We start from the raw sequence: 13,733 nt of genomic DNA on the forward strand, positions 1-13,733 counted from the left end.
GCAAAAGTCAGGGTATATATCTTTTTATTCATCATAGTTGCGTGTTCCGATTGTTTTTGATACTTGGAAATCGTTAGAAGAGTTATTGGTATCCACAAGGATTTTGTGACCATTCAGTGTCTTGGAAGTTTTACGATAAATGATTTCGCCCGAATATCCGGTAGTCGACTGGATATACGTATATCCGGCATCGATATAATCCCATAGACGTTTGGTCGTGAGATCAAATCCCTTGGTGCTGTTACGCATACTTTCTACGCCATCGAGAATATAGCGGGTAGGTGCTACTATCCATTCATTACCCGAGGTCTTACCATACTTATAGGTTTTTGGCCATGAGGTAGGGTCTTCGTCGGTGCGGAAAATAATATAGCTGCCCAGACCATTTTGGAGCATATTCATAATCGATGTACCGGTATAGATATTGTAAATAACCTCCATAGCTGGTGTCTCGGGGTTATTCTGATACTTACCTTGTACATCTTTTACTTCGAAATCGGCATCGAGCAGATTATGATCCATCGAGTTATTAGTCGTGTGATCTATAGCACTATTTACAATGAGTATCGTACCTCCTGGTGCTACTTTCTTATTGGCATTTACCGGAATACGATAAATCTGTTTAAGCAGAACCACACTGTCGTTGTATGCTGTTTTTAAGTTTTCTTGTGTATAGGCTGGGGTAGACTCTGATTCTACAATACCGAGATATAGGCCAGATACGTCTATGCTATCATCGCTTTGGTTGAAGAGTTCTATGAATTTACCAGCCACGTAATTCTTATTGTTGTTATCTTTTGAACCGGCAAAGTATATCTTGCCGATAACCAAGTCTCGGTTTATGGCTACCTGTGTTGGCATATCAAGTGTAGTCTCGCCTGTAATCATGGTCGTGCTGATACTGCCAGAGAGAGTCTCTTTTTGGGAGAGTGCCCATGAAGTAGAGAAGGAGTATTCGTCTGGTGCGATGCCTGTGAAAGTGGCGATGCCATTGGCATCCGTCTTTGAGGTTAGGGTTACAGTTCCTCGTGTAGCCGTAACGGTTTTACCGGTCAGGTCTACGGTCGTTTCGTAATCGGTAGGTTGTAAGAGTTGAATGTTCACCGTTGTCTCTTGGGTTGCATCATTATAGTTCACGCATGAAGTGAACAGTAACAAACTTACAAATATCTTGAATATATTTTTCATCATCATTATTGTCAAGTTCTTACAAGTTGAAATAAAGTTCTGCTCCAAAACTGAAAGTACCCGTATTGCGCTGGGTGAGCGTTGTGGTGGTGCTACTCTTCAGATAAGGCTCATGGTAGAGACAATTATTCACATAGAGTGAGAAACCGCCAATCTTGCCAAGTTCCTTGGTCAGGCGGGCTGATAAATTCCATGTAATCGGATTAGAAACAGGATTACTGTCGGTATAGGTCTTAGACAGATCACTAATATTGATACCTTCAATCTGAGTCATATCCGATGTTATCTCGTGATACTGCAGATTAGAATCAATCCATCCGATAGGATCTTTATCGGCAATATAGCTTTGATTCCAGTTGTGCCAATATACCTGTCCGGTAAACGATGCCACCATTTTGAGAGTTGGTATATTGGTGATGATGCGTAAGGTATTGACGAACTGACGGTATTTGCTGAAATCAAGACCTGATGGATATACTACCTTGAATGGAGTCAGATTATAGGTCTGTTGTTCTGCAGTAAGTAGTGAACTCTTCACTGACTCGATGACCGCATCAGTACTCCAAGTCTTCGTTTGTGACCAAGCACCGCTGAAAGCGAATCGGGTGTGAATAGGTTTGATTTCACCGAAGTCCATATCAAATTCTATACCTTTGTTCACAGTACTGTTGGTGTTGCCAATCTTACCGGTTGTCATATAGGCAAGGAAGGTACGAGTTGGTTCATCTGAACCATAGGTATAGAGATTGTAGCTGTATGTATAATACTCCGTAGCGTTACCAAATCCGTTAGGAGTTCTGTCTTGGTAAGCCAGTACACTGATGCGTCCGCCCCAAGGTAGTTTTACATCTACACCTGCTTCCACTTTGGTTGTTGTCGCATTCTTCAAATCTTTGCTTCGCTGTACATCGTATACCTCTGTATGATAGATAAGCTGTTGGCTTGAAGGATCATTCTGCGGCATATAGTTGAGTGATACACGGTCATCGTATTTCTTATCAGGATAGAGATAGTTTAGACCTGGTGTTTTGCTATTCATACCGATACCAGCACGGATGTCGAGCCATTTGGTAGCAGAAAAAGCTATGTTCAGACGAGGACTTAGGGCCGTTGTGGCAAGGTCTGAGAATGGCTGTAAACTGGTAAGGCGCAAACCAAAGTTTATCTTGAGTTTGTTGACACGGTTGATATCCCAGTTGAAGTTGTCTTCTGCGTAAGCAGAGAACTGGTGGAGGCCTGGTATATCAGAGAAGGCACGTGGTCGGCCATTGGAATTCGGGCGATATGGCAAACTGTCATTGCTGTTATAGTAGCCCTTACCATTGTTCCAATCGTAATGATAATCGATGCCGACCTTAAAGGTCTGACGAGTTTTGCCCCAGGTTAAGTAGAACGAATCATTAATCTTGGCATAGATGTTTCCAGGACGACTCTCTGTATTGCCTTGTGCTAGATAAGAAGTGGTAACCCAGGGCACACTGTAATAACCAGAAGTGGCCGCTGTAATGATAGGGAGCAAGCCTGTAGAATTGGTAACGTAACTCGCATTGATATTATCGTTCCAACCCATGCTTACACCAAAAGTATATGAAAGAGAGCGCATCAGAAGTTTGTTTACATTGATGCGGCCATTATGGGTGAACCCGATATTGACATTCTTGTTTTTAGAATAAGTACCGTCATCTATGGCGTCAGGATCATTACCTGTCCAATCTTTAGCATACATGAATCGGAATTTGGTATCAGTATGCCAGTCACGATTGATATCGTAGCCATAGCCTAAATGGATATTATATCGACTGAAAGAACGAGTCTTCTGACGTGGATCACCCCAAGCCTTGGCATAGTCTGCATTAAAATTGAAAATGCCAGCTTTGTTGAGGTTAAATCCTTTGCCTAACGATACGTTTGTCATTTCTGGATTAATCTTAGTCTTAAACTGCCATGGAGTAACACCGACTTTAGAATGAACCACTACAAGTCCGCTGGTCAAATCACCATATTCTGCAGAAGGAATACCTCGAATGATTTCCACCTGATCGATATTGTCAGCAGCAACCTGGCGCAAGTCTGTACCAACAAAGGCAGAACTGGAGAACTGTCCCTGGGTGAGCGCACCATTGTTCGATATCGGTACACCATCAATCACAATCTGACTACCAAAGGCACTCGTATTGTTATTGGTTAAGGTACGCAACTGCAAATTTGTTTGAGACGTAAGATCGGTGTTTCCCATCTTTTGTCCAGGTAGAAGTTGCATGATGTCGGCAAGTGAGGCAGCTTGCAAGTGATCTATGGCCTGACGGTTTACAACAGAGGTTGTAGAGGCTCCTGAAGACTTTTGTTGAGCGGTTACAACGACCTCTTGAAGTGCAAGTGAAGTTGGTGTAAGCCGAATATGAAGATTCATATCTTTGTTCACTTTAACAATCGTTTTAGACTCTTCATAGCCTACGTAAGATACGAGAAGAGTATATATACCGTCGGGTACTTTGTCAAGCGAGGCCTTACCATCAGCATCTGTGACGGATGTTGCTTGCAGCGGTTCTAACTTCAGTGTGGCCATAATAATAGACTCATGGGTGTTCTTGTCTGTTACCGTCACACCTATCCGATATTTCCCTTCATTTTTCTGCGCAAATGTAATGAGCGAAATCAATAGAAGACAAAAAACTAATGATAGTCTCTTGTAATTACTTGTGTAGAAAATCATGATTTGTTTTTTTACTAATTTTAATCTTTGTGACAAATATACCAATAAATTTCTTTAAAATACAACATTAATATGTTAATTCTTTATTCTTTTAACAGTTATAGTTTGAATTTACCTACTTGTAGATATCGCAGATAATCGTTTTTAAATAAAAAAAGGATAGGTGAGGGAGAATCCCTGGCCTATCCTTTTTTTTGTGCTTGTGATATGGCTTACTTAATTTATGGTATCCTTTGAAAAGTTAGCCCAAGTACTTGGAGATCTTTTTCTAATTTTTCTGTGGTGGTTCCGATTTGATCTATGAAGTATGTGATAGCAAGTGTTTGTTTTTTGACATTGATGGTTGCATCATCCACTCCATTGATGGTGAGTACATTTTCTTCTGTAGCAGAAGTAGCCTGTTCTGCAGGTAATTGATAGAGAGCAAACTTGATTTTAGAACTACTGTAATAGTTCGTAGGTGTAAAACCACTGTCGATTAAAGCTCTACGAATCGTAGCCTTTTCTGTTCGGTTAGCATCGTATCGGATAAAGAGATAATGTTTGTCAAGATGTGGTGCCAACGAGTCGATACCCGTTAATCCTTGGAGCGCATGAATAGCCTTTTGTGCATCTGCTTCGGTTACGATTTCCATGTGTTGGCCATAACCTCGCATAATGATATCGCTGGCGCTATAGGAAGTTGGGTTATACCGAGTACCAATAAGTGGTTTCTTAATAGAATCTTCACAAGTCACCTCTGGATTATAGCTGATGGTAGCTGTGCGTCTCTCCAGATTGAATTGAATATCGTCTACTCCGTTAATTTTGGTCAGTTTGTCCATGACTTTATGAGCACAGTCATCACAACGCATACCTTTAATACGTATAGTAAAAGATTGATTTTGTTGTGCACATGCGAATTCGCTTGTGGTGAAAAGTGCCATGGCGATGAGAGTCATGCGGATGGCTTTTAATCTTATTGTCTTTTTCATCTTCATCATCTATGTGGTTTTAGAATTTTTGCTATCATGCTCTTTCTTTGAGCGGTACTTGGGCCAAAATGTTTTTAGCATTTTCTATTCGCTCTGGTGTAGGTGTCGGTATGCCTTCTAATGGGTAATCTATACCTAACTTTTCATACTTGAAAACACCCAGTGTATGATAGGGCAGTACATCAATGCGCTCGATATTCTTCAGTGTCTTTAGAAATTCGGCGAGTTCTTGTAGATACCTATCATTATCCGTGATGCTTGGGATGAGCACGTGGCGAATCCAGACGGGTTTGTTGATATCAGAAAGATAGCGTGCACAGTCTAGGATATTTTCATTCCCCCATCGGGTTAACTTTTTATGCTCCTCGCTATTGATATGCTTGATATCCAAAAGGATGGTGTCGGTAACTGCCATTAACTTTTCGAATTTTTCAAACCATGCACCATGGCGAGTAAACGGTTGTGCAGAAGTATCCAGACAAGTATTGATACCGCGCTGATGAGCTTTTTCAAAAAGTTCGAGAAGAAAATCGATCTGCATCAAAGCCTCGCCACCGCTCACCGTGATACCTCCTTTTTCTCCCCAATAAGTGCGATAGCGTTCTGCCTTGTCAAGCAAATCGTCTGCTGTAGTCTCGTTGGTCTTGTCTAATTTCCAGGTGTCTGGATTATGGCAAAACTGACACCGCATAGGGCAGCCTTTTAAGAATGCGATGAAACGTATACCAGGACCATCTACAGAGCCGAAACTCTCGATAGAGTGTACATATCCTAAATTCATAATCTTTCCTCCTTACAAGTTTATCAATGAAAAAAGTCCGGAGACTGAATCTTGTCAGTAACTCCGGACTTCTATGTTGTTCTATTATATTAGAGTCTTTCGTGAGCCTGACGAGCGATAACATCGAGCTGCTGCTCGCGAGTCAGGTCGATGAACTTCACTGCATAACCACTGACACGGATGGTGAAGTTAGCATACTCAGGTTTCTCTGGATGCTCCATAGCATCTTTCAACTTATCAACACCGAATACGTTAACATTCAAGTGGTGAGAACCCTGATTAAAGTAACCGTCCATAACACCTACCAAAGTATTAGCACGCTCTTCATCATCATGACCGAGTGCATCAGGGTTAATGGTCTGTGTATTAGAGATACCATCGAGTGCATACTCATAAGGCAACTTCGCTACAGAGTTCAAAGAAGCGAGCAAGCCATTTTGCTCAGCACCGTAACTTGGGTTAGCACCTGGAGCCAATGGAGTACCAGCCTTGCGACCATCAGGCATGTTACTGGTGTACTTACCATAAACAACATTTGATGTGATGGTAAGAATACTTGTTGTAGGCTCAGAGTTACGATAAGTATGATGCTTCTTAATCATCGTGATGAAGGTCTTCAGCAACCAAACTGCGATCTCGTCTGCACGCTCATCATCGTTACCATAGCGAGGGAAGTCGCCTTCTGTCTTAAATTCGAGAGGGAAACCAGTCTCGTCACGAATGATGTTAACCTTAGCATACTTGATAGCGCTGATAGAGTCGACTACATGAGAGAAACCGGCAATACCTGTAGCGAAAGTACGACGAACATCTGTATCGATGAGTGCCATCTCTGCTGCTTCATAGAAGTATTTGTCATGCATGTAGTGAATCAAGTTCAATGTCTTCACATATACAGCAGCCAACCATTCCATCATATCCATGAACTTAGGCAAGAAGTCCTCATAAGTTACTACATCACCCTCGATAGGACGATAAGCAGGACCTACCTGCTGACGAGTCTTAGAGTCTACACCACCGCTGATAGCGTATGTAAGACATTTAGCCAGGTTGGCGCGAGCACCGAAGAACTGCATCTCTTTACCGGTCTGTGTAGCAGATACACAGCAGCAGATGCTATAGTCATCACCCCATATTGGGCGCATTACATCATCATTCTCATACTGAATAGAACTTGTCTTTACAGAAATCATTGCAGCATAGTGCTTGAAATTCTTAGGAAGACGAGAACTATAAAGTACAGTCAAGTTAGGTTCTGGTGAAGGACCCATATTCTCTAATGTGTGGAGGAAACGGAAGTCGTTCTTGGTAACCATAGAACGGCCATCCTGACCAATACCACCAACTTCGAGAGTAGCCCAAACTGGGTCGCCAGAGAATAACTCATTATAAGAAGGAATACGAGCGAATTTCACCATGCGGAACTTCATAACCAAGTGGTCGATGAGCTCCTGTGCTTCTTCCTCTGTCAGTGTACCCTCGTTGAGATCACGAGTGATATAGATATCAAGGAATGTAGAAACACGACCAACAGACATCGCTGCACCATTCTGAGTCTTAACAGCACCCAGGTAGCCGAAATACAACCACTGAACAGCTTCAATAGCATTTGTAGCAGGCTGAGAAATATCAAAACCATAGGTTGCAGCCATTTCCTTCAAACCCTTGAGGGCACGAATCTGCATAGAAACCTCTTCGCGAAGACGAATAACATCGTCAATCATTTCACGGTCGCCCATGTTAGCGAGGTCTTTCTTCTTCTCTTCTATCAGATAATCGATACCGTAAAGAGCTACACGACGATAGTCACCTACGATACGACCACGGCCATAAGTGTCAGGAAGACCAGTAAGAATATGGGCATGGCGAACCAAACGCATTTCTGGTGTGTAACTGTCGAACACACCGTCATTGTGAGTCTTGCAATATTTAGTGAAGATTTCTGTAAGTTTTTCTGATGGTTCGTAACCGTAAGTAGTACAAGCCTGTGCTGCCATCTTAATACCACCGTAAGGCATAAATGCGCGCTTGAGTGGCTTGTCTGTCTGGAGACCGACAACTTTTTCTAAATCCTTAGTTTTTTCATCGATGTAAGCTGGTCCGTAAGCTGTTAAACTTGATACTACTTCTGTCTCCATATCAAGAACGCCGCCTTTAGCACGCTCTTCTTTCTGAAGCTCCTGAAGTTTACCCCAAAGTGTCTCTGTTGCTTGAGTAGGTCCTGCGAGGAAACTTTCGTCACCGTCATAACTGGTGTAGTTGTGCTGAATGAAATCGCGAACATTTACTTCATTCTTCCACTTGTTTCCTTTGAAACCTCTCCATTGTGTACTCATAATCATTTTTTTTAATTGAGGAATTGCTATTGATACCTCGTTAGTTATGTTTGTAATATAGAAATTAACTTTCTCGTAATCGACTGCAAAGGTAGCTATATTTTATGAATTATAGCCTTGTTTCTATATGAAATGTGATTTTATTTTTGTTCACTTAAAATATGTGTGTGTTTGTTTTCTTATTCCAGCTTGATTTGTTATCTTTGCGAAGCTAACGCAAATATTTAATACCTAATATTCACATGTCTAAACATTTCAAAGTTCATATACTGAGTCTTGCTTTTTGCTCATTGTTATTTCATTCGCCCCTTTGGGCGAAAATTGATCGTCATGCTGTGGTTACCCGGAATAATCCTTGGGTAACTTCTATGGATTCTCTTCAGTCTCTTTCTGTAGGCAATGGCGGTTTTGCGATGACGGTAGATGGTACGGGACTGCAAACTTTTCCTGAGTACTATTCGCATGGGGTGCCTCTGGGAACGATGAGCGACTGGGGATGGCATACTTTCGCTAATCCGGATAACCTGAGAGCTGAAGAGGCGCTTGTGGCTAAAGACTTCGGACGTGGACACCTTGAGTACTATGCAGCGCAATTTAAAACGAAGGGGCGACAGCATGATGCGAGTGAGTGGTATCGTAAAAATGCACATCGACTTCATTTGGGAACGGTTGGATTAAATTTAGCGGATATCCAACAGGTTCGTCAGATTCGTGAATCATTAGATATGTGGAACGGGGTAATTCATAGCTCTTTTTACTATGGCGGAAATAAATATGAAGTTCAGACGGTATGCTCTCCAGATGCAGATCGTATCGCTTCTGTGGTAAGGTCTACGGTAAAGCCTTCTGTTCGTCTTCGGTTTCCTTATCCTACGGGTGGACACAGTGATGATGCTTGTGACTGGAAGGCTAATGATAAGCATACGACAACTATCGTTGCGCGGTATGACCATGCTGTTGTTCTTCAGCATCAGTTGGATGCTACGGTATATTATGTTATCGTCAGTTGGAAAGGTAAGGCGGATTTACAGAAAAAAGCAGAGCATGTCTTTGTTCTTCAGTCACGTGCGAATGAATTAGAGTTTTCTGTGGAATATCGTCAGAATCTTCCCGATAAGTTCACTATACATCTTGCTGATTTTAAATCCACCAGTCAGGCTTCTGCTCATTATTGGCAGGGGTATTGGAAGAGTGGGGGTATTGTTGATTTCTCTCATGTTAAAGATAATAGAGCGAAGGAATTAGAACGACGTGTGGTTCTTTCGCAATATTTATTGGCTGTCAATGATGCGGGTACTACACCACCACAAGAAACCGGACTTACTTATAATTCGTGGTTTGGGAAATTTCATTTGGAGATGACCTGGTGGCATTTAGCTCAGTTTGCCTTATGGGGACATTCTGAGTTACTCGATCGCCCGTTAAGTTGGTATCAGAAGGTTGCGCCTGTAGCGCGCGATATAGCTAAGCGACAAGGTTTTGATGGAATACGATGGATGAAAATGACCGATCCTTCTGGCGCAGAGGCTCCATCTAATGTCGGTTCTTATCTGATATGGCAGCAACCTCATCTTATTTATTTGGCTGAGTTGTTGTATCGTGCTCATCCATCTCAGTTGCTATTGGATAAGTATGGTGAACTTATTGATCAGACGGCAGATTTTATGTATTCGTTTGCGACGTATGATCAGACCAACGATCGTTATATATTAAAAGGTTGTATACCTGCTCAGGAAACCTTGAAAGCAGAGGTGACCTACAATCCTCCTTTTGAATTGTCTTATTGGCATTATGCCATTCAGGTTGCCCAAAAATGGCGTGAACGCCGTGGATTGCCTCGAAAAGAGAAATGGGATGTACTCGTAGAAAAGTTATCTCCTTTGGCTGCGAATGCTGATAGCTTATATCTGGCTGCAGAATCTGCAGTAGAGACCTATCAGGATATCAGATGTACTTCAGACCATATGGCCGTGCTGGGGGCATTAGGTATTTTGCCCGATAACAAATTGGTGGATAAAAATATCATGCGACATACTTTTGATTGGGTGATTAAAAATTGGAACTGGAATAAAACCTGGGGGTGGGATTTCCCAATGACAGCGATGTGTGCTACTCGCCTGGGTGATCCGGAAGCTGCTGTAAATGCGCTGTTGTTACCTCAACGTACCAATACTTATTTAGTGAGCGGGCATAATTATCAAGATGATCGGTTACGTGTGTATCTTCCTGGTAATGGTGGGCTCTTGACAACAGTTGCCTTGATGTGTGCCGGTTGGGATGGTAATCAAAGCAAGAATCCAGGATTTCCAAAAGAATGGGATGTCAGATGGGAAGGACTTCTTCCGATGCCATAAAACAACAAAAGAGCCGTTAGATTCATATAAATACGCTAACGGCTCTTTTGGAAAAACATACTTCTATTACCTTATTTAAGGTATGATTTCAATTGATCATTCTTTGTATATTTCTTCATCTTTCGTTCAGCTTTCTTGCGAATATCGCGTACACGTTCGCGTTTCAAGCCCAATTGTGTGCCTATTTCCTCATAGGTAAGACCAGCATTCTGGTCATTGAGACCATAAAACATACTGACCACTCTTCTTTCTCTGTCGTTCAGTACGCTAAGTGAACGAATTAAGCCTTGGCGTAAGACATCATCAAGATAGGGTTTGTCAGGAATGACAGCATTAGGATCGCTTAATACGTGAAGCAAACTTGCAGCCTTGCCTTGTACCAAAGGAGCATCAACTGAGAAAGCCTTGCTTTGCTTTAATTCCACAGGATCGTCCATGCTATGTGGTAAAGTATAGATACCACTTTGTTCCTGTATCGCATTCTCGATTGCCTGCCGGATGAAATGCACCGCATATTGTACAAAGCGTTGCCCCTTAGCAGCATCAAACTTTCGTGCTGCTTTTATTAAACCAAAATTACCCTCACTAATCAGATCATTGATACCAAGCCCTCGATCTTGATAGCGTTTGGCGATACTAACCACAAAACGCAGGTTGGCTGTCGTCAATTTCTCTATAGCACTTTCGTCGCCATTTTGTATTTTAGCAGACAGTTCCTGCTCTTCCTGTTCGGAGAGTAAATTTTCTTTTCCTATCTCAGAGAGATAAGTTTGAAGCGAATCATTTTCTTGTTCGCTTAGCGGTTTGCCTGTTTTGATTTCTCTCATAAAATGTATCCTCTTGTCTTGAATTCCTCGTAGAGAGGCTGTGCGATAGCCTTGGCGTCAGGATGGGGAGCACCAGTTGTACCGAGAGCTCTCAAGTCGAAGAAATGTTTCCAGTCACTAACAAATGCAGTATGTACCAATTCTGTATTGGTGTCGAGAGGAAGTATGACACGAGCCTCTTGCGGCTTGCATCCTAATTCTATCAGATGCATGTATGCATACTCTGCAGCTTCATTGGCAAAGAGCCATAATTGGAACTTGCTCCATTCTGAACTTTTGCCTTCGCTCATATCGCGGAGTAAATTTACAAAATCATGTTGATCGTAATTAGTATTACTATCAAAGTCGGGTTCATTTTTTACCCATTCTGGTAGATTTACCGAAATTTCATTACCAAACTTATTTTTGCTGTAATTGCAATAGCGTGTACTTTGTTCCGCCATAGAGTCTGCCCGATGGCGATTGAATTCGCGGGTAATCGCTACTTGAGTAGTGAAATGAACGGTGATACGACGCTCAAAATTACTATTATAATCCTCGAAATACTGCAGGTCGTCCAACCATTTGTTTTCAGCGAGTACACGCATATTGGTGGTGATGTAATCTTTACCGTTTACGGTGTTCAGTCTGCTGAAAGGGTTGGTAGCATATTTACTGGTTAGTACGCCATGGTCAGCGCAGAGATACACCGTACCATGTTCAAGCATAGCATAGTGCTCGTGCTCTATCATGCGACCAACAAAGGGTTTAGCACTCGTTGCATTCGTATGCTCTTCGCTTTTGTAACATACTCTACCAGCACGCTCAATCTGGGTATATATCGCATTTTCACCCTGAGCCTGCTCCCATATTTCATATTGAGGTTTGATGATTTTCATTGATTGTCCTTCTTTTTGCGTTTTATGCAAAGTTACCATAATTTTTTGATACCACAATGCTTTTGATATTTTTTATTATCTTTGCAGATAGAACCGATAATCATGTTTACTATGAAGCGTTTGTCAACTTTTTTTGTTTTCGTTTGTTGTGTTTTGGCACTTTTTGCACAGAGCAAGGAGTTTCGTAATCCCATCATTCCTGGTTTTCATCCTGATCCAAGTATATGTAGAGTAGGAAGCGATTTTTATCTCGTGAATTCTTCTTTTAATTATTTTCCGGGAGTTCCTATTTTTCACAGTAAAGACTTGATACACTGGCAACAAATCGGTAATGTTCTCGATCGTGAATCTCAACTCCCGTTGCAAGGTGCTAATTCGTGGACAGGCATTTATGCTCCTACGCTTCGCTATTATGAGGGTGTTTATTATATGATTACGACGAATATAGGACATGGCGGAAATTTCTTGGTAACGGCAAAAAATCCGCAAGGGCCTTGGAGTGAACCTGTCTGGTTGGAGCAACAGGGGATAGATCCGTCACTTTATTTTGAACATGGAAAATGCTATATGGTCAGTAACCCTGACAATACGATTATGCTGTGTGAGATCGATGCTAAAACGGGTAAACAGTTGACACCTAGTAGGGCCATATGGCATGGTGATGGTGGCCGATATCCAGAAGGACCTCATATTTATAAGAAAGATGGTTATTATTATTTGCTTATTTCGGAAGGTGGAACGGAATTGGCACACCATCTCACGATTGCACGCAGTAAAAATATAGCGGGACCTTATGAGAGTAATCCGGCTAACCCTATTCTTACTAATTGTAATATGAAGGGGCAATTGATGCAGATTCAAGGCACGGGACATGGTGATTTCGTTCAGGCGCCTGATGGTAGTTGGTGGATAACATTCCTGGCTTATCGCAATATGGGGGGGAGTTATCATCATTTAGGTCGGGAAACGTGTATCGCTCCTGTGAAATGGGATGAGGGCCAATGGCCGATAGTATATAATCTTCAACCTATCGATACTTTGATGCAGGCATCTCTATTGCCGGCTGTCGAATGGACAAAGTCTACTGGGAAAATAGTTTTCTCGTCTGGTCAATTAGGGCCTCAATGGGTGTATCTGCAGAATCCTGTTTGGGATAATTATCAGTTTGTGTCGGGTAAATTGCGGTTGAAAGGTGGATGGAGTAGTTTGACAGAAAATAACCGTCCAACTTTCCTTGGCCTTCGACAGGAAGCTGAGCGAATCGTTTTGGAAACACAGGTAACTCCTCATGGTAAGACGGGTTTTGAAAGTGGACTAACCGTTTATCAGATTAATGACGGGCATTATGATCTTTTTGTGCAGGCAGAAAAGAATGGTAAGTATGCTGTCGGACTTCGGTATGTCGTGAAGAATCTACCTCATAATGAGATTGTTTTTGCTCATATCTACAATCCCTACAATTTGAAACTACGTGTGCGTTCGGGTGATAATCAGTATTATTTCGATTATGCAGAGGAGGGGATGCATTATAAAAATGTAGGTCAACTTTCTTCCACCTTGTTAAGTACAGAAGTAGTCGGTGGATTTACGGGTGTCACCCTTGGTATGTATGCGCAGGGTAGTGGATATGCCGATTTTGCTTACTTTGATTATGTTGAGCAATAAGGTAGAGGGGTTATTGC

The 13,733-nt window shown here is 42.0% G+C and carries 9 protein-coding genes; 2 read left to right on the plus strand and 7 right to left on the minus strand.

Features of this window, described 5'->3' with window-relative positions:
• Window positions 1-24 precede the first annotated feature (24 nt).
• The 5 genes from L6471_RS05940 to pflB all read right to left on the minus strand — a co-directional run bounded on the left by L6471_RS05940 (window position 25) and on the right by pflB (window position 7,992).
• Window positions 25-1,194: a DUF4876 domain-containing protein gene (locus L6471_RS05940; RefSeq protein WP_051214739.1), complete on the minus strand. Its 1,170-nt coding sequence runs from the start codon at window positions 1,192-1,194 to the stop codon at window positions 25-27.
• 13 nt (window positions 1,195-1,207) lie between these two features.
• Window positions 1,208-3,901: a TonB-dependent receptor gene (locus L6471_RS05945; protein ID WP_237797559.1), complete on the minus strand. Its 2,694-nt coding sequence runs from the start codon at window positions 3,899-3,901 to the stop codon at window positions 1,208-1,210.
• A 221-nt stretch (window positions 3,902-4,122) separates the two neighbouring features.
• Window positions 4,123-4,875 carry a heavy-metal-associated domain-containing protein gene (locus L6471_RS05950; RefSeq protein ID WP_237797560.1) on the minus strand — a complete coding sequence of 251 codons (753 nt, stop codon included), beginning with the start codon at window positions 4,873-4,875 and terminating at the stop codon, window positions 4,123-4,125.
• A gap of 34 nt (window positions 4,876-4,909) precedes the next feature.
• On the minus strand, window positions 4,910-5,656 hold the full coding sequence (gene pflA / locus L6471_RS05955; RefSeq protein ID WP_006283681.1) for a pyruvate formate-lyase-activating protein: 747 nt from the start codon (window positions 5,654-5,656) through the stop codon (window positions 4,910-4,912).
• An 89-nt stretch (window positions 5,657-5,745) separates the two neighbouring features.
• Window positions 5,746-7,992: a formate C-acetyltransferase gene (pflB, locus tag L6471_RS05960; protein ID WP_027454169.1), complete on the minus strand. Its 2,247-nt coding sequence runs from the start codon at window positions 7,990-7,992 to the stop codon at window positions 5,746-5,748.
• A gap of 242 nt (window positions 7,993-8,234) precedes the next feature.
• Here pflB and L6471_RS05965 point away from each other — a divergent pair, with 242 nt between their 5' ends.
• On the plus strand, window positions 8,235-10,346 hold the full coding sequence (locus L6471_RS05965) for a hypothetical protein (protein WP_074613988.1): 2,112 nt from the start codon (window positions 8,235-8,237) through the stop codon (window positions 10,344-10,346).
• 71 nt (window positions 10,347-10,417) lie between these two features.
• Here the strand turns inward: L6471_RS05965 and L6471_RS05970 are convergent, their stop codons facing one another.
• Together L6471_RS05970 and L6471_RS05975 are read right to left on the minus strand one after the other, a co-directional pair.
• Complete coding sequence (locus L6471_RS05970; RefSeq protein ID WP_027454167.1) at window positions 10,418-11,173, minus strand: sigma-70 family RNA polymerase sigma factor; 756 nt, start codon at window positions 11,171-11,173, stop codon at window positions 10,418-10,420.
• Window positions 11,170-12,051: an FAD-dependent thymidylate synthase gene (locus tag L6471_RS05975; protein WP_094448193.1), complete on the minus strand. Its 882-nt coding sequence runs from the start codon at window positions 12,049-12,051 to the stop codon at window positions 11,170-11,172. The genes L6471_RS05970 and L6471_RS05975 overlap by 4 nt, the downstream gene beginning before the upstream one ends.
• Window positions 12,052-12,162: 111 nt before the next feature.
• On the opposite strand from L6471_RS05975, the gene L6471_RS05980 reads away from it, so the two are divergent.
• The gene (locus tag L6471_RS05980) at window positions 12,163-13,716 is read left to right on the plus strand and encodes a glycoside hydrolase family 43 protein (protein ID WP_237797726.1); all 1,554 of its coding nucleotides are present in this window, start codon (window positions 12,163-12,165) and stop codon (window positions 13,714-13,716) included.
• The last annotated feature ends 17 nt before the right edge of the window (window positions 13,717-13,733 follow it).

This window comes from Segatella bryantii (assembly GCF_022024215.1).
GTDB classification, from domain to species: Bacteria; Bacteroidota; Bacteroidia; order Bacteroidales; family Bacteroidaceae; genus Prevotella; species Prevotella bryantii.

Bases quoted from the DNA above. Each gene is read 5' to 3' on its own strand.
- L6471_RS05940 (WP_051214739.1), bottom strand. From the start codon at position 1,194: ATGATGATGAAAAATATATTCAAGATATTTGTAAGTTTGTTACTGTTC.
- L6471_RS05945 (WP_237797559.1), bottom strand. From the start codon at position 3,901: ATGATTTTCTACACAAGTAATTACAAGAGACTATCATTAGTTTTTTGT.
- L6471_RS05950 (WP_237797560.1), bottom strand. From the start codon at position 4,875: ATGAAAAAGACAATAAGATTAAAAGCCATCCGCATGACTCTCATCGCC.
- pflA (WP_006283681.1), bottom strand. From the start codon at position 5,656: ATGAATTTAGGATATGTACACTCTATCGAGAGTTTCGGCTCTGTAGAT.
- pflB (WP_027454169.1), bottom strand. From the start codon at position 7,992: ATGAGTACACAATGGAGAGGTTTCAAAGGAAACAAGTGGAAGAATGAA.
- L6471_RS05965 (WP_074613988.1), top strand. From the start codon at position 8,235: ATGTCTAAACATTTCAAAGTTCATATACTGAGTCTTGCTTTTTGCTCA.
- L6471_RS05970 (WP_027454167.1), bottom strand. From the start codon at position 11,173: ATGAGAGAAATCAAAACAGGCAAACCGCTAAGCGAACAAGAAAATGAT.
- L6471_RS05975 (WP_094448193.1), bottom strand. From the start codon at position 12,051: ATGAAAATCATCAAACCTCAATATGAAATATGGGAGCAGGCTCAGGGT.
- L6471_RS05980 (WP_237797726.1), top strand. From the start codon at position 12,163: ATGAAGCGTTTGTCAACTTTTTTTGTTTTCGTTTGTTGTGTTTTGGCA.